At 63.9% G+C, this 19,823-nt stretch carries 25 protein-coding genes; 15 read left to right on the plus strand and 10 right to left on the minus strand.

Annotated features, from left to right (window positions below):
* Positions 1 to 66 precede the first annotated feature (66 nt).
* The 4 genes from CK227_RS13200 to CK227_RS13215 all read left to right on the plus strand — a co-directional run bounded on the left by CK227_RS13200 (position 67) and on the right by CK227_RS13215 (position 3,333).
* A complete protein-coding gene (locus tag CK227_RS13200) occupies positions 67 to 876 on the plus strand; it encodes a transglutaminase family protein (protein ID WP_095773243.1) in 810 nt (269 codons plus the stop codon).
* A gap of 126 nt (positions 877 to 1,002) precedes the next feature.
* Positions 1,003 to 1,956, plus strand: coding sequence for a cation diffusion facilitator family transporter (locus tag CK227_RS13205; RefSeq protein ID WP_095773244.1), 954 nt, complete (start codon positions 1,003 to 1,005; stop codon positions 1,954 to 1,956).
* Positions 1,957 to 2,032: 76 nt separating this feature from the next.
* On the plus strand, positions 2,033 to 2,437 hold the full coding sequence (locus tag CK227_RS13210; protein ID WP_095773245.1) for a GFA family protein: 405 nt from the start codon (positions 2,033 to 2,035) through the stop codon (positions 2,435 to 2,437).
* A gap of 83 nt (positions 2,438 to 2,520) precedes the next feature.
* On the plus strand, positions 2,521 to 3,333 hold the full coding sequence (locus tag CK227_RS13215; RefSeq protein WP_095773437.1) for a class I SAM-dependent methyltransferase: 813 nt from the start codon (positions 2,521 to 2,523) through the stop codon (positions 3,331 to 3,333).
* A gap of 116 nt (positions 3,334 to 3,449) precedes the next feature.
* Here the strand turns inward: CK227_RS13215 and CK227_RS13220 are convergent, their stop codons facing one another.
* The gene (locus tag CK227_RS13220) at positions 3,450 to 4,721 is read right to left on the minus strand and encodes a DNA recombination protein RmuC (protein ID WP_095773246.1); all 1,272 of its coding nucleotides are present in this window, start codon (positions 4,719 to 4,721) and stop codon (positions 3,450 to 3,452) included.
* 103 nt (positions 4,722 to 4,824) lie between these two features.
* On the opposite strand from CK227_RS13220, the gene def reads away from it, so the two are divergent.
* From def to truA, 4 genes are read left to right on the plus strand one after another with little or no spacing between them, the layout of a single operon-like run.
* On the plus strand, positions 4,825 to 5,355 hold the full coding sequence (gene def, locus CK227_RS13225) for a peptide deformylase (protein WP_056573548.1): 531 nt from the start codon (positions 4,825 to 4,827) through the stop codon (positions 5,353 to 5,355).
* A gap of 12 nt (positions 5,356 to 5,367) precedes the next feature.
* Positions 5,368 to 6,315 (plus strand): methionyl-tRNA formyltransferase, encoded by a 948-nt coding sequence (fmt, locus tag CK227_RS13230; RefSeq protein WP_179296453.1) that lies wholly within the window; start codon positions 5,368 to 5,370, stop codon positions 6,313 to 6,315.
* The gene (locus CK227_RS13235) at positions 6,312 to 6,818 is read left to right on the plus strand and encodes an N-acetyltransferase (RefSeq protein WP_095773248.1); all 507 of its coding nucleotides are present in this window, start codon (positions 6,312 to 6,314) and stop codon (positions 6,816 to 6,818) included. Before fmt ends, CK227_RS13235 begins: the two co-directional genes overlap by 4 nt.
* 23 nt (positions 6,819 to 6,841) lie before the next feature.
* Positions 6,842 to 7,588 (plus strand): tRNA pseudouridine(38-40) synthase TruA, encoded by a 747-nt coding sequence (gene truA / locus CK227_RS13240; RefSeq protein WP_095773249.1) that lies wholly within the window; start codon positions 6,842 to 6,844, stop codon positions 7,586 to 7,588.
* A gap of 70 nt (positions 7,589 to 7,658) precedes the next feature.
* Here the strand turns inward: truA and CK227_RS13245 are convergent, their stop codons facing one another.
* Together CK227_RS13245 and dapE are read right to left on the minus strand one after the other, a co-directional pair.
* Positions 7,659 to 8,309 (minus strand): transporter, encoded by a 651-nt coding sequence (locus CK227_RS13245; protein ID WP_095773250.1) that lies wholly within the window; start codon positions 8,307 to 8,309, stop codon positions 7,659 to 7,661.
* 5 nt (positions 8,310 to 8,314) lie between these two features.
* Positions 8,315 to 9,508 carry a succinyl-diaminopimelate desuccinylase gene (gene dapE / locus CK227_RS13250; protein ID WP_095773251.1) on the minus strand — a complete coding sequence of 398 codons (1,194 nt, stop codon included), beginning with the start codon at positions 9,506 to 9,508 and terminating at the stop codon, positions 8,315 to 8,317.
* A 125-nt stretch (positions 9,509 to 9,633) separates the two neighbouring features.
* Here dapE and CK227_RS13255 point away from each other — a divergent pair, with 125 nt between their 5' ends.
* Positions 9,634 to 10,704 (plus strand): 2-dehydropantoate 2-reductase, encoded by a 1,071-nt coding sequence (locus tag CK227_RS13255; RefSeq protein WP_095773252.1) that lies wholly within the window; start codon positions 9,634 to 9,636, stop codon positions 10,702 to 10,704.
* Here CK227_RS13255 and CK227_RS13260 read toward each other — a convergent pair.
* The 4 genes from CK227_RS13260 to dapD form a co-directional block, all read right to left on the minus strand.
* Positions 10,607 to 11,380, minus strand: coding sequence for a hypothetical protein (locus tag CK227_RS13260; protein ID WP_095773253.1), 774 nt, complete (start codon positions 11,378 to 11,380; stop codon positions 10,607 to 10,609). The two genes, CK227_RS13255 and CK227_RS13260, sit on opposite strands and share 98 nt — an antisense overlap.
* Before the next feature lie 127 nt (positions 11,381 to 11,507).
* Positions 11,508 to 11,885 carry a DUF805 domain-containing protein gene (locus CK227_RS13265; RefSeq protein ID WP_179296442.1) on the minus strand — a complete coding sequence of 126 codons (378 nt, stop codon included), beginning with the start codon at positions 11,883 to 11,885 and terminating at the stop codon, positions 11,508 to 11,510.
* Positions 11,878 to 12,240 (minus strand): DUF805 domain-containing protein, encoded by a 363-nt coding sequence (locus tag CK227_RS13270; RefSeq protein WP_095773254.1) that lies wholly within the window; start codon positions 12,238 to 12,240, stop codon positions 11,878 to 11,880. Before CK227_RS13270 ends, CK227_RS13265 begins: the two co-directional genes overlap by 8 nt.
* 72 nt (positions 12,241 to 12,312) lie before the next feature.
* On the minus strand, positions 12,313 to 13,167 hold the full coding sequence (gene dapD, locus CK227_RS13275; protein ID WP_095773255.1) for a 2,3,4,5-tetrahydropyridine-2,6-dicarboxylate N-succinyltransferase: 855 nt from the start codon (positions 13,165 to 13,167) through the stop codon (positions 12,313 to 12,315).
* A 224-nt stretch (positions 13,168 to 13,391) separates the two neighbouring features.
* On the opposite strand from dapD, the gene CK227_RS13280 reads away from it, so the two are divergent.
* Entirely contained in the window at positions 13,392 to 14,237 is an 846-nt protein-coding gene (locus CK227_RS13280) for an LOG family protein (protein WP_095773256.1), read from the plus strand.
* A gap of 120 nt (positions 14,238 to 14,357) precedes the next feature.
* Here CK227_RS13280 and CK227_RS13285 read toward each other — a convergent pair whose 3' ends face one another.
* Complete coding sequence (locus CK227_RS13285; protein WP_095773257.1) at positions 14,358 to 15,062, minus strand: pyrimidine 5'-nucleotidase; 705 nt, start codon at positions 15,060 to 15,062, stop codon at positions 14,358 to 14,360.
* 162 nt (positions 15,063 to 15,224) lie between these two features.
* Here CK227_RS13285 and CK227_RS13290 point away from each other — a divergent pair, with 162 nt between their 5' ends.
* The 3 genes from CK227_RS13290 to CK227_RS13300 all read left to right on the plus strand — a co-directional run bounded on the left by CK227_RS13290 (position 15,225) and on the right by CK227_RS13300 (position 17,805).
* Positions 15,225 to 15,986 carry a GGDEF domain-containing protein gene (locus CK227_RS13290; protein ID WP_095773258.1) on the plus strand — a complete coding sequence of 254 codons (762 nt, stop codon included), beginning with the start codon at positions 15,225 to 15,227 and terminating at the stop codon, positions 15,984 to 15,986.
* Between the two features lie 185 nt (positions 15,987 to 16,171).
* The gene (locus CK227_RS13295; protein WP_095773259.1) at positions 16,172 to 16,369 is read left to right on the plus strand and encodes a hypothetical protein; all 198 of its coding nucleotides are present in this window, start codon (positions 16,172 to 16,174) and stop codon (positions 16,367 to 16,369) included.
* Positions 16,366 to 17,805, plus strand: coding sequence for a GMC family oxidoreductase (locus CK227_RS13300; RefSeq protein ID WP_095773260.1), 1,440 nt, complete (start codon positions 16,366 to 16,368; stop codon positions 17,803 to 17,805). Before CK227_RS13295 ends, CK227_RS13300 begins: the two co-directional genes overlap by 4 nt.
* A gap of 48 nt (positions 17,806 to 17,853) precedes the next feature.
* Here the strand turns inward: CK227_RS13300 and CK227_RS36720 are convergent, their stop codons facing one another.
* The gene (locus CK227_RS36720; protein WP_179296443.1) at positions 17,854 to 18,021 is read right to left on the minus strand and encodes a hypothetical protein; all 168 of its coding nucleotides are present in this window, start codon (positions 18,019 to 18,021) and stop codon (positions 17,854 to 17,856) included.
* A 94-nt stretch (positions 18,022 to 18,115) separates the two neighbouring features.
* Here CK227_RS36720 and CK227_RS13305 point away from each other — a divergent pair, with 94 nt between their 5' ends.
* On the plus strand, positions 18,116 to 18,610 hold the full coding sequence (locus tag CK227_RS13305) for a MarR family transcriptional regulator (RefSeq protein ID WP_095773261.1): 495 nt from the start codon (positions 18,116 to 18,118) through the stop codon (positions 18,608 to 18,610).
* Between the two features lie 60 nt (positions 18,611 to 18,670).
* Here CK227_RS13305 and CK227_RS13310 read toward each other — a convergent pair whose 3' ends face one another.
* Positions 18,671 to 19,294, minus strand: coding sequence for a TetR/AcrR family transcriptional regulator (locus CK227_RS13310; RefSeq protein WP_095773262.1), 624 nt, complete (start codon positions 19,292 to 19,294; stop codon positions 18,671 to 18,673).
* Positions 19,295 to 19,396: 102 nt separating this feature from the next.
* Here CK227_RS13310 and CK227_RS13315 point away from each other — a divergent pair, with 102 nt between their 5' ends.
* Positions 19,397 to 19,801 carry a VOC family protein gene (locus CK227_RS13315; protein WP_095773263.1) on the plus strand — a complete coding sequence of 135 codons (405 nt, stop codon included), beginning with the start codon at positions 19,397 to 19,399 and terminating at the stop codon, positions 19,799 to 19,801.
* Positions 19,802 to 19,823: the final 22 nt, after the last annotated feature.

The following is a 19,823-nucleotide window of genomic DNA, read 5'->3' on the forward strand; positions in this document are numbered from 1 at the left end:
TTCGCACTGCAGCATCGACCCGCGCCTTCGCCCGGGTGATCGTCGGGCAGGCCGGTCAGGACGACAATGCGGATCCACATCGGCTGCGCGATGAGTTTCGACTTCCCGCAGGAGACGCCGCTCATCGCGATGCTCAATGTCCACTATTCCCGCGCATCCGACCTCGAGCGGCCGGATTTCCTGACCTCCAGCCCGCCAGTTCCGGTTGAGGGTTATCGCGACAGTTTCGGCAATTGGTGCAATCGCTTCGTCGCGCCGCCCGGGCGATTCACCTTCGGTACGGATGCGGTGATCCGCGACACCGGCACATTCGAGATGGGCGAGCCGATGGCCTGGCAGCACGAGGTGCGCGACCTGCCGGCCGAGACGCTGCTGTTCCTGCTGCCCAGCCGGTTTTGCGAGAGCGACCTGTTGGCCAACGAAGCCTGGCGGCTGTTCGGCCATACGCCGCTCGGCATTCCGCGCGTGCAGGCGGTGTGCGATTTCGTCCACAACCACATCGTCTTCAACTACGGCAACGCGCGGCCGACGCGCACCGCTGCGGAAGCCTATCGGGAACAGAGCGGCGTCTGCCGCGATTTCGCGCATCTTGCCGTCACCTTCTGCCGGGCGCTCAACATCCCGACGCGCTACTGCACCGGCTACATCAGCGATATCGGTATGCCGAAGCCGTGGTCGAGCATGGATTTCGCCGCCTGGATGGAAGTCTATCTCGGCGGCCGCTGGCATGTTTTCGACCCGCGCAACAATGCGCCGCGCATCGGCCGTATCCTGATCGCTTCCGGGCGCGACGCCGCGGATGTGCCGCTAACCCATATTTTCGGACCGGGGACACTGGCCGGCTTCAAGGTGTGGACCGACGAGATCGTCGAATAGTCGCGGTCTCCCGCCGGCCGGTCCCAAACAAATCGCGTCTTGAACGACCCGGCAGTTGGCGCGTTATGGTGGAGCTGCGGCCGTCCGGCCGTTAGACAGGGGCACGTTGAACGAGGACCAAACCGCATGGCCGGTCACGGCGGCTCCAAAATGGTCATCTATGCGGCACTTGCCGGCAATCTGGCGATCGCGCTGACCAAATTCGCCGCCGCCTTCTTCACCGGCAGCTCGGCGATGCTGTCGGAAGGTGTGCATTCGCTGGTCGATACCGGCAATGGCGGCCTGCTGCTCTACGGCATGCACCGTGCCGCGCGCCCGGCCGACCGCACGCATCCGCTCGGGCATGGCCGCGAACTCTATTTCTGGAGCTTCATCGTTGCCCTCCTGGTCTTCGCGCTGGGCGCCGGCGTGTCGTTCTACGAGGGCATCATCCACATCATGGCGCCGGAGCCTGTCGCCAACGTCAAGGTGAACTATGTCGTTCTCGGCCTGTCCTTCCTGTTCGAGGGCAGCTCCTGGCTGGTGGCGCTGAAGGAATTCCGCCGAGAGAAAGGCAAACAGAGCTGGCTGCAGGCCGTGCAGTCGAGCAAGGACCCGAGCGTCTATACCGTGCTGTTCGAGGACAGCGCGGCGCTTGTCGGCCTGATCGTCGCCTTTGCCGGCATATTGGCGGCGGAGTTGCTCGAGATGCCGGAACTCGACGGCGCCGCCTCGATCGGCATCGCGCTCATTCTCGGCGCCACGGCGATTTTCCTCGCCCGCGAAAGCAAGGGGCTGCTGATCGGCGAGCCGGCGTCGCCCGAAGTGCAGAAAAAGGTGCTGGCGATCGTGCAGCAGGATCCGGCGGTGCAGCACGCGAACGGCGTCCTGACCGTCCATATGGGACCGCAAGAGATCGTTGCCGGGCTCAGCATCGAATTCGAGGACCATCTGTCGGCGCCGGAGATCGAAGCCTGTGTCGAGCGCATCGAGGCACGGCTGAAGAAGGAGATGCCGGAGATCACGCGGCTGTTCGTCAAGCCGCAGACCACGGGCACCTGGGAGCAGCGGCGCAAGCTGATCGAAACGGCATCGAACTAGTCCTGGACCAGCGCTGCACCGTTGCCCCGTCGCATTGCCTTGCTAAGATCAGGCGACGGATTTCGGAGGAACGACCATGAAGATCGACGGCGGGTGCCATTGCGGCGCCATCACTTACGAAGCTGAGGTAGATCCGGAAAAAACCTCGATCTGCCACTGCACGGACTGCCAGCAGCTGACCGGCACGGCCTTCCGTGTCTCGGTGCGGGTGCCGGAGGAAAGCTACCAGATCACCAAGGGCACGCCAAAGGTCTACATCAAGACCGGGGCCAGCGGCGCCAAGCGCGCCCAGGGCTTCTGCGGCAACTGCGGTTCGCATCTCTATGCGACATCGGTTGGTGACGGACCGAAAGTCTACGGTATCCGGGCGGGCACGGCGCGGCAGCGCGATGAGCTGGTCCCTCGGACGCAATACTGGCACCGGTCGGCGCTGCACTGGCTGCCGGAATTCGAGGGGACCAAGATCGTGGACGAGCAGTAGCCTCGGCCCTCCCGGTCGAAAGCCGCCCTAGACAAGCAATTATGTGCTAGCTTGGCCCGCCATCAAAGGGGCGGGTGATGACGATGTTGGAAACGGACAAACTGTTCGCCGGCTCGATCCCGGAAAACTACGACCGCTATATGGTGCCGTTGATTTTCGAGCCATTCGCCGCGGACCTTGCACGGCGGGCAGCGTCCTTTTCGCCCAAAGCCGTCCTGGAAGTCGCCGCGGGCACCGGGGTCGTCACCCGCGCCTTGGCGCCAAAACTGTCCCCTGACGCAACCTATGTCGTGACCGACCTCAACCAGCCGATGCTCGACTACGCCGCTTCGCGACAGGCTCGCGACGGTCGCATCCAATGGCGCCAGGCCGATGCCATGGCGCTACCGTTCGAAGACGCGGCCTTCGATCTCGTTTGCTGCCAGTTCGGCGCGATGTTCTTTCCCAGCCGCCCATCCGCCTACCGCGAGGCCAGGCGGGTGCTGAAACCCGGCGGGCATTTCCTGTTCAACGTTTGGGATCGCATCGAGGAGAATGTCTTCGCCGATGATGTGACCAATGCGCTGGCCAGGATGTTTGCGAACGATCCGCCGCGCTTTCTCGCCCGCACGCCGCATGGCTACCACGATACGGCGCTGATCCGCGGCGAGCTGGAAGAGGCCGGCTTTTCCGGTGTGGCGATCGAAACGAGGGCTGAACAAAGCCGCGCCCCCTCGCCGCGCCTGCCGGCCGTGGCCTATTGCCAGGGAACGGTGCTTCGCACCGAAATCGAGGCCAGGGATCCCGGGAAACTGGACGCCGCAACGGATTACGCCGCATCCGCGATTGCGGCCAGACATGGCAGCGGCGCGGTTGCCGCCAAAATCCAGGCGCACGTCATCGTGGCCATGGCCTAGGCCGGAATTGCCGGCTAGAGCAGTTCACCGTTTCACGGAAACGGCAACCCGCTCTAACTCTTTGTTTTAACGCAATTCCGGACGGAAAACCGTTTCACACTTTTCCTGGAATTGCTCTAGTCGTCGCCTTCGACGACCCGCAGCCTGAGCTGCCCGGTCTTTGAATCGGCAGCGCGCGGACCGGGCTCGAGTCTCGCCGCGGGCGCCCGTGACGGCGTCTCCGGGCCGGCATCGCCATCGGCCTGCGCGCCGAACTCCAGCGCCTCGATCTTCTGGCCGCGCTTGGTCACTTTCGATGTCGAGACCAGGATATCGTCGATGTCCTTGGCCGACTGGCCGAAATGCACCTGCAGCTTGCGCACGCGCTCGTCGACGCGCGCGACATCCTCCATCAGCCGGATGACCTCGCCCTGGATCAGATGCGCCTGTTCGCGCATGCGGGCATCCTTGAGGATCGCCTGGATGACCTGGATCGACAGCATCAGCAGCGACGGCGAGACGATGACAACGCGGGCGCGGTGCGCCTTGTGGACGATCGCCTCGAAATTCTCGTGGATCTCGGCGAACACCGATTCCGACGGCACGAACATGAAGGCGGTGTCCTGCGTCTCGCCCTGGATCAGGTATTTTTCCGAGATATCGCGGACATGGATCTCGATGTCGCGGCGGAAGGCCTGGGACGCGACCTTCTGCAGGTCGGCGCCGTCGGCCGCGCGGATGGCATTCCAGGCTTCCAGCGGGAACTTGGCATCGATGGCCAGCGAGGGCGCGCCGTTCGGCATCTTCACCAGGCAGTCGGGCCGGCTGCCGTTCGACAGCGTCGCCTGGAATTCATAGGCGCCATGCGGCAGGCCGTCGGCGACGATCGCCTCCATGCGCGACTGGCCGAAGGCACCGCGCGTCTGCTTGTTGGAAAGGATCGCCTGCAGCTGCACGACCTGGCCGGCGAGCGACTGGATGTTGCCTTGCGCGACATCGATGATGGCCAGCCGCTCCTGCAGCTTGGCCAGGCTCTCATGCGTCGATTTGGTCTGCTCGGTCATGGTCTGGCCGAGGCGGCCGGTCATGGCGTCGAGGCGCTGGCCGATCGACTGGGTCAGCTCCGCCTGGCGCGCGCCGAACACTTCGGCGATGGCGCCCATGCGGCCCTGCATCTCGGCCTGGCTTTGCAAGATGCCGGCCATCCGCGCCTCGGCGTCGCGGGCATGATCGGCGGCTTCCGCGGCAGCGACCGCGCGCGCCTTGGCCGAGCGCCACAGCGCGACGACCAGCGCCACGAACAGGCCGAGAAACAACAAGGCGCCGAAGGCCAGGGCGTGGCCCAGCGTGATTGTCGAGGCGCCAAGCCGTGCGACGGGCTGCGAAAGGATGGTGCTCAGATCATTCATGTGGACAGCATAGCCGATTCGGTGGGCTGGCACAGATCAAAACGTGAACGATACTCAGGTCCACCGGTTGACGCTTTTCGCTGGACGTCTTACGTGGGACGCCATGCCGATCAAGCCGCTCATCATCCTTCCCGATCCCATCCTGCGCCAGGTTTCCAAGCCGGTGGAGCGCGTCGATGCGCCTTTGCGCAAACTGGCCGACGACATGCTGGCGACCATGTATGACGCGCCCGGCATCGGGCTGGCGGCAATCCAGATCGGCGAGCCGCTGCGCATGCTGGTGATCGATCTCGCCAAGGAAGACGAAACGCCGGCGCCGCATGTCTTCATCAACCCGGAGATCCTGGAAAGCGCCGATCAGCGCTCGGTCTACGAGGAAGGCTGCCTGTCGATTCCCGACTATTACGCCGAGGTGGAACGCCCGGCTTCCGTTCGCGTGAAATATCTCGACCGCGACGGCAAGTTGCAGGAGATGGAGGCCGAGGGGCTGATGGCGACCTGCCTGCAGCACGAGATCGACCATCTCAACGGCGTGCTGTTCATCGACCATATCTCCAAGCTGAAGCGCGACATGGTGGTGAAGAAATTCAAGAAGCTCGCCAAGGACAAGGCGCCGGGCAAGCTGGTGGGATAGGGGAACATGCCCCTGCGCGTCATCTTCATGGGCACGCCGGAGTTTTCGGTGCCGACGCTGCGCGCGATCGCCGAGGCCGGACATGAGATTTCCGCCGTCTACACGCAGCCGCCGCGCGCCGGCGGCCGGCGCGGGCTGGAGCTGACGCCGTCGCCGGTGCAGCGCGAGGCCGAACGGCTGGGCATCGAGGTGCGCACGCCGATATCCCTCAAGGGCGACGCCGAGCAGGCGGCTTTCAGCGCCCTGCGGACCGATATCGCCGTGGTCGTCGCCTATGGTTTGCTGCTGCCGAAGGCGATTCTTGACGCGCCCCGGCTTGGCTGCATCAACGGCCATGCATCGCTTTTGCCGCGCTGGCGCGGTGCCGCCCCCATCCAGCGCGCCATCATGGCTGGTGACCTGGAAAGCGGCATGATGGTAATGCGCATGGAAGAGGGGCTGGACACCGGACCGGTGGGATTGCTTGAAAAATGCACCATCGAACCCGATATGACAGCCGGCGATCTGCATGATCGGTTGATGCGCGTCGGTGCTGCCCTGATGGTGGAAGCGCTGGCGCGGCTGGAGGGGAACACCCTGACATTTACCGCGCAAGCGGCGGAAGGGGTGACTTACGCCAGAAAAATCGATAAATCCGAGACGCGGGTGGACTGGACTCGGCCTGCGGCCGAGGTCCACAACCATCTTCGCGGCCTGTCGCCCTTTCCCGGCGCCTGGTCCGAAATAGACATTGGCGGCCGCATGGAACGGCTGAAACTGCTTCGCTCGACGCTGTCCGAAGGCCTGTCGCTTTCGGAAGGTTTGGGCGAGTCGGGAGGAATTCTCGATGACCGGCTGACGGTCGCCTGCGGGGCAGGCGCGATCAGGCTGGTCGAAGTTCAACGCGCGGGCGGAAAGCCCGCCGCCGCGTCGGAATTCCTGCGCGGAGCCAAGATCGTAAAAGGAATGAAGTTCTCATGAGCATGATGTCGATACGCGCGGCAACGCCGCGGGATCGCGAGGCAATTCGCCTCGTCGAGGAACACGCCTTCGGCCAGCAGGCGGAGGCCGGGCTGGTCGACGCGCTGGTGACCGGCGGCGACGCCGTCGTCGAACTGGTGGCGGAAGAAGACGGCCAGGTGGTCGGCCATATCCTGTTTTCCCGGCTGTTCGTCCAGAATGGCGGCAAGAGCTTCGCGGCCGTGGCGCTGGCGCCGCTGGCGGTGGAGCCTTCGTTTCACGGCAGCGGCATTGGCGGCGCGCTGATCCGCGAGGCGCATATCCGCCTCAGGGATGCCGGCGAGACGCTGGCGGTGGTGCTGGGCGACCCGGCCTATTACGGCCGGTTCGGTTATAGCCATGCGCGGGCCGAGAAGTTCGAGAGCGAATATCAAGGCGAGGCGCTGCAGGCGCTGGCCTGGGGCGACGCTCCTGAGGCCGGCAGGCTGGTGTACGCTTCCGCCTTCACGGCTCTCGCCGCGTAGGCGAAAGCGTATAAGCTGCCGGCATGCCGCGTTTTCGCCTCGACATCGAATATGACGGCAACCTGTTTGCCGGCTGGCAGCACCAGGCCGACCAGCCTTCGGTGCAGCAGGCGATCGAGCTGGCGATCGAGAAATTCTGCGGTGAGGCGGTGCGGCTGCGCGCCGCCGGCCGCACCGATGCCGGCGTGCATGCGAGCGCTCAGGTGGCGCATCTCGACCTCGCCAAGCCATGGCCTGAAGACAAGGTGCGCGATGCCGTCAACGCTCACCTGCAGGCAGCCGGCGCGCATGTCGCCATCCTGAAGGCCGCGATCGTTCCCGACGATTTCGACGCGCGCTTCTCGGCCACCGGCCGCCACTATCTCTACCGCATCCTTAACCGCCGCGCGCCCGCGGCGCTGGAAAAGGGCAAGGTGTGGTGGGTGCCGAAGCGGCTCGACGCCGGCGCCATGCACGAGGCAGCAAAAATCCTGCTCGGCCGGCATGACTTCACCACCTTCCGTTCGACCCAGTGCCAGGCCAACAGCCCGGTCCGGACGCTGGAACGGCTCGATGTGAGCCGGGCTGGCGACATGATCGAGGTGAGAGCCTCGGCCCGTTCCTTCCTGCACAACCAGGTGCGCTCCATGGTCGGCTCGCTCAAGCGCGTCGGCGATGGCGGCTGGACCGAGGCCGACCTCAAGGCAGCGCTCGAAGCGCGCGACCGCGCCGCCTGCGGCCAGGTGGCGCCGCCCGACGGGCTTTTTCTCATTGGCGTCGATTATCCCTGAACAGAGTGCAGAAGCTCTGTCCGGAATAGAGTCCGAAGGCTCTATTCCGAAAAGAACCGGTAGGCCCTATTCAGAGCCCGGCAGGCTCCAACCCCGGAAACGGTCCGGAAAGGCTCTGGGCCCCGATATCGTCCGGCACGGTGATGCCAAGCAGCATCTGCAGCCCGAACAACACCAGCAGCGAAGCGATGAACATGCCGACGAAAACGGCGGTGCCGACCGCCGCACCCTTGCCGATCGTGGCATTGGTCATGCGCCAGGTCAGCGCCATCGACAAGGCGAACAGCAGCAGCGACACAAGGCTCGAGACCTGGCTTGCCGACGACAGGAAAAGCCTGATCAGCGCCGAGGGCAGCATGAGCCAGGCAGTGATGGCCGAGGCCCAGTTGCTGGCGACGACATAGTGGACGAAGCGCCCGCCAATGCCGGCGCGCGGCGCGACCAGGGCAAGCACGACCAGCGGCAGCACCCAGGAGCCGATGTCGACCGTCGCCAGGCGCACCAGCATGCCGAAACGGCCCACGAAGGCGTTGGGATCGCCGATCTCGTTGGCGATGCCGACCCAGCCCACGATCAGCGCCGGCGCGGCAACGACGATGGCGAAGAAGGAATTCCAGAAACCGTCGGCCGACAGGTCGAGCAGGCGCAGGCCGTCGGCCTTGCCGAGCATAAGCCGCCAGGCACCGGTCAACGAAGCTTGGGTTTCATCCGCCGAAAGCATGCTGCTCAGCCCTGTCCGAACCAGTCTTCGATGAAGCGCTGGTAGATCCGCGTCAGCGTTTCGAGATCGGCAAGGGCGACGCGCTCGTCGACCATATGCATGGTCTTGCCGACCAGACCGAACTCGACCACCGGGCAGTAATCCTTGATGAAACGCGCATCCGACGTACCGCCGGAGGTTGACAATGTCGGCTCCTTGCCGACCGCCGCCTTGATCGAGCCGGCAAGTGTGTCGACCAACTTGTCGTCGCGGGTCAGGAAGACATGGCTTGGCCGGTCGCGCCAGACAAGGTCGTAGTCGACCGGCGTCTTCTTGCCCGGTCGGTACTTCTTGCGCTTCGCCGCCTGGTCGAGCCTGTTGTGGATTTCGGCCTGGACGGTCTCGGCCGTCCAGGTGTCGTTGAAGCGGATGTTGAAGGTCGCGGTCGCCTTCGCCGGGATGACATTGGTGGCCGGATTGCCGACATCGATGGAGGTGACCTCCAGATTGGTCGGCTGGAAATCCCTGGTTCCCTTGTCGAAGACGGGATGCAGCAAGGCGTCGACCAAGCCGATCAGACCGCGCACCGGATTGTCGGCAAGCTGCGGATAGGCGGCATGGCCCTGGCGGCCGTTGACGGTGACCGAACCGGACAGCGAACCGCGCCGGCCGATCTTGATCATGTCGCCCAGCGCATCCGGGTTGGTCGGCTCGCCAACGATCGAGGCATCCCATTTCTCGCCCCTGGAAGCCGCCCATTCGAGCAGCTTGACCGTGCCGTTGATGGCCGGGCCTTCCTCGTCACCGGTGATCAGCAGCGAGACCGAGCCCTTGGGGCCGCCATGCTTCTCGACATGGCGCGCTATCGCCGCGATGAAGCAGGCGATGCCGCCCTTCATGTCGACGGCGCCACGGCCATACATCTCGCCATTGGCGATCTCGGCGGCGAAAGGCGGATGCGTCCAGGCGGCCTCGTCGCCGACCGGCACGACATCGGTATGGCCGGCGAACATCAGATGCGGGCCGTTGCCGGACCGCCGTGCATAGAGGTTCTCGATGTCGGGCGTGCCGTCTTCCGAAAAGACCGGCCGGTCGACCAGGAAGCCGAGCGGTTTCAGCATCGTTTCCAGGGCGCCCAGCGCACCGCCTTCGGCTGGTGTCACTGAGGCGCAACGGATAAGGGCGGCGAGGTTTGCGGCGGGATCGGTCGGCAGCGTCATGGCAAAAGCGATAGTCGAAAGCTGAGGGCCTGTCACGGGCAGACATAGGAGCCAGCGCAATGGCAGACGATGCCGCCGACATTATGGTTTTCATGTCGTATAGTCGGGCCGGTGCGGAGCAAGAGATGGCAGACGGGGAAAAACGGATCGTCATCGCCGGCGCCGGCAGCATCGGCTGCTATGTCGGCGGCTGCCTGGCGCTTGCCGGGCGGCCGGTTGTGCTGCTGGCCCGGCCGCGCATCGAGGCAGCGCTGCGGCAGGGCGGATTGCGCGTCAGCGACCTTGAAGGCCGCGATCGCCTGGTCAAGCCTGACGCGCTCGGGATCACCGCCGATCCGGCCGTCGCTCTGCCGCGGGCGGATGTGATCCTGGTGACCGTCAAGAGCGGCGCGACGCAGGCGATGGCGGCGCTGATCGAGGCCCATGCCCGACCCGACGCGGTGGTGGTCAGCCTGCAGAACGGCGTCGACAATGCCGACAGGCTGCGCGCCGGGTCTGGCCAGCGCACCGTGCTGGCCGGCATGGTGCCGTTCAATGTGGTGCAATCGCCTGACGGCGAGCTGCCGCTGCGCGTCCACCGCGCCAGCGACGGCAAGGTGATGATCGAGGATGGCGGCCCTGCCGGCCGTCTCGATGTCGCCGGCCTTCTCGATGTCGCCAGTCTTCTTGATGTCGAAGGGCTGGCGGCAGAGACGCATGGCGACATGAAGGCCGTGCTGTGGGGCAAGCTTTTGATGAACCTCAACAACGCTCTGGTGGCATTGTCGGACCTGCCGCTGGCGAGCGAACTCGCCGATCGGCGCTGGCGGCTGATCCTGGCCGGCCAGATCGACGAGGCGCTGCGGGCGATGAAAGCCTCCGGCATCGCGCCGGCGCGGATCGCCGGACCGCGGCCGGCGCTGCTGCCGAAAGTGCTCCGGCTGCCGGACTGGCTGTTCAAACTGCTGGCGCGGCGCATGCTGGCGATCGACCCTCAGGCACGCTCGTCGATGTGGGACGATCTGCAGCGCCGCCGGCCGACGGAAATCGGCGAACTGCAAGGCGCGGTGCTCGGCCTCGCCGAAAAAACGGAGACGCCGGCGCCGCTCTTGAAAAGCGTTACCGCTTTGGTGCGCGCGGCGGAAGCGGCGCGGCTTGGCCCGCCCGGCCTGGCGCCGGAACAGGTCGTGCCGCCGGGTGCCTCTCGATCAGCGTGATCTTCTGCCAGATCTTGCGCGACAGGTTGGACGCCAGGTTCTCGATGTCATTGACGCCGTCGATGACGACATTGTCATTGACCGACTGCGCGAACAGCGCGGCGATCTTGCCGGTGATCGACAGCATTTCGGAGCAATAATCGAGGTAGCGAGCGAGATCGGCGGCATTGGTGATGCGGGCCGGGGAATGCGCCGTCGGCTTGAAATCGGCCGAGAGCGCCGCCGGATCCTTGGTCAGCTGGTGCATGTCGACGACATGGATCAGCGAGCGCAGGCCGTGCAGCTGGCGAAACACCCGCTTGCGCTTTATGCGCTCCTCGGTGCGGATCAACGCCAGCAGGCCGAGCACGGCAAGGATGATCATGTTGATCGTGGCTTCGATGCCTTGCACCGACTGCACCGCATCGTCAGCCTGGGAGATGTGAATGAGCGGCAGGATGGTGCCGACGAACAGGAAGATCAACGCGCCGGCGAGGACGGCGGCGATGATGAGCCCGCGCAGCCACCAGATCGGCGCTTCGAGCGCCTGGGCCGCCCTGGCCAGATCGCGTGACAGCGACACCAGTTCGGCGGCGACGCCGCGCAGCCCGGCCTGGGGAAACCGTTCCGCAACGCGCTCCTCAAGCCGTTCGGCGGTCTCGATGATCAGTTTCGGATCAAGCGTGCGGTAGCGCATGTCCGATCGGCCCTCAGAGCATGATGCCGAAAAGTGTGAAGCGATTTTCGGACGACATCATGCTCTATCTCTTTGATTTAGAGACGGATTCAGATTTCAGGTCGATTCGACCTGAAATCATCCGGCTCTAGCGTTGCGCCGGCTCGTTGGTGCGCCGGCCATAGCGGTTGGGCCCAGGCTGCCCTGGAAACAGGCACAACACAAGAAAGGCGACGATCGAGACGACCGGTACGAACAGGATCAGCGCGGCAATGCCCGGCTTGTCGAGGTCGTGCAGCCGCTTCACCGCCAGCGCGATGTTCGACCATAGCGAGGCAATGAAGGCGATGAAAAAGATGAACGACCACATATTGCCCTCGGCCGAGCCTTCCGGCACCAGCGTGAAGCGGTAGAGCGGGAAGGCCTGGATGATGGCGACGAGCAGGCCGCCAAGAAAATAGGCCGCGCGGCTGACGCGGCCCGATGTCTTGAAGAAAAGCCAGGTGAGATTTGGACTGTCAGGCAAGCGGGTCCGGTCCGTATTGATTGGCACCGCTGGTGCCTTGGAGGATGCCGAGTTCGACCAGCAGCCAGATGCCGCCGATGACAGGTACGAGGCCAATCAGCGTCCACCAGCCCGACTTGTCGCGGTCGTGCCAGCGTTTCGCGTAGAGGGCAATAGCGAAATAGATCGATGCCAGCGCGAAGAGGATGCCGATGATGCCGACCTGAGCGCCGCTGCTGGTGGTGAAACGCGTGCCAAGGATCGAGTCGAGAATGAAGGCGACGATGCCGATAACGATGAACACGCCGATGCCGGCCCAGAACTTGGCGCGATTGATGCGGCCGTCGAAACTTGTCAGCAGATATTTCCAGTCCATGTCACCCCTCCATGTTGAACCAGCGCGACGGATTGTCGCGCCGGCGGAAGGTGCGCCCGCTTTGCGGAAAGATCAATCGCGCAGCAATTCGTTGATCGAGGTCTTGGACCGGGTCTTGGCGTCGACGCGCTTGACGATGACGGCGCAGTAGAGGCTGGGCCCCGGCTCGTTGTTCGGAAAAGGCTTCCCCGGCAGCGAGCCGGCGACGACCACCGAATTGGGCGGCACTTCGCCGTAGAAGATCTCACCGGAGGCGCGGTCGACGATCTTGGTCGACTGGCCGATGAACACGCCCATGCCGAGCACCGAGCCTTCGCGCACGATGCAGCCCTCGACGACTTCCGAACGCGCGCCGATGAAGCAATTGTCCTCGATGATGGTGGGGCCGGCCTGCATCGGCTCGAGCACGCCGCCAATGCCGACGCCACCCGACAGATGCACGTTCTTGCCGATCTGGGCGCAGGAGCCGACCGAGGCCCAGGTATCGACCATGGTCCCCGTATCGACATAGGCGCCGACATTGACAAAGGATGGCATCAGCACGGCGCCCGGCGCGACATAGGCGGAACGGCGCACGATCGACGACGGCACGGCGCGGAAGCCTGCCTTCTCGAAATCGACCGCACTCCAGCCATCGAACTTGGACGGCACCTTGTCCCACCAGACGGCCTGGCCCGGGCCACCCTTGATGATCTCCATCGGGTTGAGCCGGAAGGAGAGCAGAACGGCCTTCTTCAGCCACTGGTTGACCTGCCACTTGCCGTCGGCCTGGCGCTCGGCGACGCGCGCCGTGCCCCGGTCGAGCAGGTCGAGCGCGGCCTGGATGGCGTCGCGCGTCTCGCCGCGGGTCGCGGTCGAAATCGTATCGCGTTCGTCGAAGGCCTTCTCGATGGTCTTTTCGAGGCTCGCCAGATCGGGCTTCGACATGAATTCGCTCCATTACCAAGCTGTTAAGGGGCCGCGCCTTAACCTGTTTTGAAGTCGCGTGGACCCTGGGCGTGCTTCGCCTGCCTGGGTCTTTGCATAAGCAGGTTCTTGTCGCAAAACCGCCGGACACGTTTGCGGAACCTGCTTATGTTAAGGCTCAGTGAGGGTCAATCGCACCTGCGTCATGGGACGGCGCAGTCAAGGAAATCTGGACGGGTAATTTGATGACACCTATGGAAAAGGCGGGGTGGACGCCGCTGCCGCATTCGGACGAGGATCTGGAGCGGTCGAAAAGCGTGCCGGACACGCCGCAGACGCGGGCCGAGACCTACCGGCTTGCCTGGAACGATCCCGACTTCATGACGCGGCGCGAATTGCGCGCGGTGCGGCTGCAGCTCGAACTCTTGAAGCCGGAAATGATCCTGGCCGAGCGCGGCATCCGTTCGACGGTGATCCTGTTCGGCGGCGCGCGCCTGCCGGAACCCGGCGGCGTGGCCTGGGCGGCCAAGAACGAGACGCAGAAGAAGAACCTCGAGGAAAACAGCAAATATTACGAGGAGGCGCGCAAATTCGCCCGCCTGTGCTCGCGGCAATCGGCCGCCTCATACTACCGCGAATATGTTGTGGTGACCGGCGGCGGCCCCGGCGTGATGGAAGCGGGAAATCGCGGCGCCGACGATGTCGGCGCGCCGTCGATCGGACTCAACATCGTGCTGCCGCATGAGCAGGCGCCGAACGTCTATGTGACGCCGGAGCTGTGTTTCAACTTCCACTATTTCGCCATCCGCAAGATGCATTTCGTCATGCGCGCCAAGGCGGTGGCGGTGTTTCCCGGCGGTTTCGGCACGATGGACGAGTTCTTCGAGACGCTGACGCTGATCCAGACCGGACGCATGGAGCGCGTGCCGGTGATCCTGTTCGGCAAATCGTTCTGGAAACGCGCGATCAACCTCGACTTCCTCGCCGAGCAAGGCACGATCAGCCCCGGCGACCAGGACATCATCGATTTCGTCGACACCGCCGACGAGGCCTGGGGGATTGTCAGCCGGTTCTACAAGTTGGGGGAGTGAGGGAGGAGTTGGGGAACTGGAGAATTGAGGAATTGAGGAATTGAGGAATTGAGGAATTGAGGAGAATCGTGGCCCCCGCATTCCCGATCAAATCCCCAATTCTTCAGTTCTTCAATTCCCCTACTCCCTCTCCACAATCGCGGTCAAAAACCCCGCCAGATCGTCAGTGACGAAATCGACGTCGTCTTCCTGCGTGGGGTCGCGTTCCCAGATCTCGGCGAAGGTCGGCTCGAAATTGCGCGGCACGACGAGCACGGTGGTCATGCCCAGCGCCTTGGGCACCTCCAGGTTGCGGGCGAGGTCCTCGAACATCACCGCATTGTGGCCGGTAACGGCATGCAGCTCGGCGAACTTCTCGTAGGTCTGGCGCGCGGGCTTGGGATTGAGGCCGGCGGCGACGATATCGAAGATGTCGTCGAAATGGTCGAGGATGCCGAGCTGGCGCGCGGTGCGCTCGGCATGCCGGCGGTCGCCATTGGTGAAGATGAACTTGCGGCCGGGAAGCTGGCGGATGGCGGTGCCCAGGACAGGGTCGGGCACCAGCCATGAATAGTCGATGTCATGCACCTTCTCGAGGAAATCGTCGGGATCGATGCCGTGGCGCGCCATCAACCCGTTCAGCGTCGTGCCATATTCGCGATAAAGCTCCTTCTGCAGCTTGCGCGCCTCCTCGCGCGGCAGCGACAGCAACTCCCCGACATAGGCGGTCATCTTGACGTCGATCTGCGAGAACAGATTCGAATGATGCGGATAGAGCGTGTTGTCGAGGTCGAACACCCAGTCGGTGACATGGGCGAAGCGGGCGGGGTCAGGCTGCGTGGTCATGCGCTCCTTATGGCATGAAACGCGGATTCTGAAATGGACTTTATCCACAACTTCCACGCGCTTTTGGTGGCAGAAATGGCCGCAAGATTCAAATTTTATGCAACCGGGAAAGGTGGCCTTCAGGGCTTGCTGGCACAGAGAAAGTCCTGTGGGGAGCCCGCGATGAACAGCATCATTCTGAAATCCGCCGCTATCGCTTTCGCCTCCGTCGCCGCCTCGCTTGTTCTGACGCTGATCATCGTTCCGGCCTTGGGATTCCCGATCAGCCGAACGATCTGGCTGAGTTCGACGCTCTGTCCGCTGGTGCTTGCATGGGTGGCCTGCGCCAGCACCTTCTGGCAGAGCGACAGGCTGAAGAACGCGCACCGCGAACTGGCCCGGGCACACGCCCAGCTTGCAGCCGCGCACCGCCGCCTGTCGGAGAAGGCCAGCCGCGACGACATGACCGGCATGCTCAACCGGGAAAGCTTCTTTGCCGCGTTGGACGGTTCGCGGCGCAAGTCCGACCGCGGCGCGCTGCTGATCATCGACGCCGACCATTTCAAGAAGATCAATGACAGTTTCGGCCACCTGACCGGTGACGACGCGCTGCTGCTGATCGCCAGCGCCATCGAGCGCGGCGTGCGCAGCGGCGACGTGCTTGGCCGCATCGGCGGCGAGGAGTTCGGCGCCTTTCTGGTCGGCGCCACCGAGCAGGAAGCCAAGCGTGTCGCCGAGCGCATTCGCCGAGAGGTCGAGCTGATCCGCTTCCGGCCGGTGGACGAACGGACCATTCCGCTGACCGTCAGCATCGGCGGCACCGTGTGCGGCGAGGACGTCAACGTATCGGATTTGATGCGCGCCGCGGACCGGCGCCTCTACCAGGCCAAGCATGGCGGCCGCAACCTGACGATCCTCGATACGGACATTTCCGCGGCCGCGTGAGCCGGCCGGTCGGGCACACCTCGCCCGTTAAGGAATTTCTAACCCTGTTTGCATTCGGTTGTAGCACTTGCCCGCCTTTTCACGCCTTGGGGCCGGGCTTGGCACGATACTGGCGTCTGTGACGATGCGTGTGCCGTTTGGGGAATGTCATGCGCGCATCGAGGCCCTTATCCGAGAGACCCGGCATGAGCTTCTTCAAGAAAATGTCGCGCCGCACGCTCGTGCAGGCGCTGATCGCCCTGCCTGCCTTGTCCTTGTTCCGCAAGCTGCCTGAAGCCGACGCGGCCCGTGCCGGTCCTTCAAGGGCCGATCCGTCACCGGCCGACCCGAATGAGATCGTCGAGGTCAATGGCTGGATCCTGAAGCGGAGCGACCTGGCATGATCTTCGACAGTCATGAGGCGTATCGCGCCGCCAACTTCAAACCCAAGGTCTGCATCCTCGGTTCGGGTCCGGCCGGCACCACCATTGCCCGCAAGCTGGGCGCCGCCGGCATCCCCGTCGTGGTGCTGGAGGCCGGCTCGCGCGAGTTCAGCGACGAGTCGCAGGATTTCTACCGCGGCACCACGGTCGGCGATTTCTATTTCGACCTCGACATCACCCGGCTGCGGTATATGGGCGGCAGCTCCAACCATTGGGCCGGCTGGTGCCGCGTGCTCGACAAGCAGGATTTCGAGCCGAAGGCCTGGGCACCCGACACAGGCTGGCCGATCAGCCGCACCGACATCGAGCCCTATCTGCCGGAGGTGCACGATATCCTCGAACTTCCTGATTTCCGGCCTGATGTGCCGATCTCGGACGACATTCGCTGGGTGCAGCTGATCAAGAGCCCGGCGGTGCGCTTCGGCGAGAAATTCGCCGACGAGCTCGACAAGAGCCGCAACATCGCCGTCGTGCTCAACACCTATGCCACCGAGCTTGCCGGCGACGGCAAACGGGTGACCGGCGCCAAACTATGGTCCAACGGCCAGGACGCGGGCGCCTTCAGCGCCGACTATTTCATCGTCTGCACCGGCGGGCTGGAGAATTCACGGCTGCTTCTGTGGTCGAACCAGCGTTCCAATGGCGGCGTCGTCCCGAACGCCACGGCACTTGGCCGCTACTGGATGGAACACCCGACCTTCGAGGGCGGCAATGCCATTCTTGCCGACTATGGCGAGTTCGAAGTGGATGCCGTCAACGAGGCCTTCTTCTCGCCGACGCTTGCCGCGATGGAGCGCCTGCGGATCATGAATTTCGGCATCAGGCTTATCGAGACGCCCTATGCCGGCGTCAAACATGTGATTGCCGACCTCGCCTGCACGGCGCCCGACATGGCCGAATGGGTCGCCTATCGGCTCAGCCAGAACCTGCGCTGCGCGGCGCAGCTCTACGTCGCCTGGGAACAGGCGCCGCTGGCCTCCAACCGGATCGAGCTGTCCAAGACCGATGTCGACCATGCCGGCGTGCCGCGCATCGAGCTGCACTGGAAGAAATCGGAGCTCGAGCGCCGCACGCTTGTCGAAGGCTTGAAGCTGTTCGGCACGACGCTCATCGAGAAGAATCTCGGCCGTGTCCGTCTCATGGACTGGATTGCCAATAGCGAGGATTATCCGACCGACGAGGAGACCGCCGGCCACCATCACATGGGCGGCACGCGCATGGGCACCGACATCACCAGGAGCGTGGTGGACGCCAACTGCAAGGTGCACGGCATGGACAATCTCTATGTCGGCGGCTCCTCGGTGTTCTGCACATCCGGTCAAGCCAACCCGACGACGACGATCACCGCGCTGGCCTGCCGGCTGGGAGATCATCTGAGCAAGGTGGTCGCTGTCTGACATTCCACGGTAGCCGGCGCCAGTGATGGCGCCGGCAGATGCTCCAGCTCAGAAGCCCTGGATGGCGATGCGCACCAGTACCGCCGCGGCGGCCAGCGCGACGAGCAGGATGCCGAGGCCGATGGGGGAACCCCAGCCGTACCATTCCATCGCCAGCTTGGCGTATTTGAATTCGTCTTCGTGCGAGAGAGGGGTACGTTGTTCGATCGAGCTCATTTTTCACTCCGTGTCGGCGGCCGGCCCTTGCCTTGTCGGCACTGCCGCCGCATATTGCTGCGATAGTCTAAATGTTAGACGGATTGATAGTTAGATGATCGAAATAAAGTCGTCAAGCGGGGATCGCGACGAAATGGCGGCCGCGATCGGCGTTGCCGTGATGCAATGGCAGGACGCCACCCAGGCCTATGACGAGGCGGTGGGGATGAGGCTCGGGCTGAACATGGCCGAGCGCCATTGCATCGGGCTGCTCCATGGCGGCCCGCAATCGGCTGGCGCGATCGCGACCGCGACCGGCCTGACGCCGGCCGCCGTGACGGCGCTGATCGACCGGCTGGAGGCGCGCGGGCTGCTGACGCGCACGCGCAGTCTCGAGGACAGGCGCAAGGTGGTGATTGAAGCGACCGAGGCGACGCGGGAGCTGTCGGCGCGCTATTACGGCGCCATCGCCAAGGAGGGCGAAAAGGTGATCGCCACCTTCAGCGACGCCGAGCTCGCGACCATATCACGCTTCGTCAACGCCGCGCTCGAACTGCAGCGTGCCCAGCTTGCACGGCTGAAGGCCGAGGGGCCGGACACCCCTGGATGATAGGGTTCGGTGTGTCGGCGGCGTTGTCGCAAACGTCGGCGGGGAACGGCACTATTTCGGCTAGGCCCCGTAGACGGCCAGAAATGCATCGACCGAGGCATCCGCGTGCCGTTCCAGTTCGGCCTTGGAGCGCCGGTTGCTGCCCGTGAACATGGCTTCATTCATGGGGATCCAAAGAAGCATTCCAAAAAGATGGCTGGCTGCCAGATAGGGATCACTTGTTTGTAACAGTCCTCGATTGGTGAGCTTTTGAAAGCAGGACGCCGTCGAGGCAAGCATGCGCTCAAAACCTTTTTCGTACCAAGCGCGGCCAAGCTGCGGCATTCGATCCGCGTTGGCGATGATCAAGCGTCGCAGCTTCAACAACTCTTCATCCATGAGAACCGCTATCAGGCGTCTGGCAAGCTGCTGCAGGCCGCCTTCCATGAATTTCGCCTCGGAAAGCAGCGTCGTCACGGCCTCGATGATGTCATTGACCTGGGTAGCGGTTGACAGAACGACTTCGCCGAACAGCGTCTCCTTGTCGGTGAAATGCTTGTAGACGGTCTGCTTGGAAGCCCCCGCCTTGGTGGCGATTTCCTCCATGCTGGTCCCGTCATAACCCTTGCTGATGAACGCCGCCGTGGCCGCCTGGATGATCTCACGATCCTTGCGAGCCGATCTGGTCTCACCGTCGGTTTTCATTGCGCCCTTCCAACCAGTACTAGACGGTACCGTTCTCTCATGGTAGCCATGATACGGTACTGGACTGACTAGTACCTGTCAACGAAGGCAAGGCTTAGACCGATGACCAAGATGATCTTCATAAATCTGCCGGTGCGCGATCTGCAGGCAGCGACCAACTTCTATCTCGCGATCGGCGGCACGCTCAATCCGCAGTTCTCGAACGACCAGGCGAGCTCGATCATGTTCTCCGACGCGATCGGCGTGATGTTGCTGACGCACCAGCATTACGGCCAGTTCACAACCCGCCAGATCGGCGACGCCAGGCGCGACAGCCAGATGCTGATCGCGCTCACCGCCGGCAGCAAGGACGAGGTCAATGCCACGATCGAGAAGGGCGTCGCGGCCGGCGGCCGCGCCGATCCCAACCCCGCGCAAGACCTCGGCTTCATGTTCAACCGCCACATCGAAGACCCCGACGGCAACGTCTGGGAGCTCCTGTGGATGAACCCCGCCGCCATGCAATAGCCCAGCGGGATCAAAGCGTCCA

The organism is Mesorhizobium sp. WSM4308, from assembly GCF_002294905.1.
Lineage (GTDB): Bacteria > Pseudomonadota > Alphaproteobacteria > Rhizobiales > Rhizobiaceae > Mesorhizobium.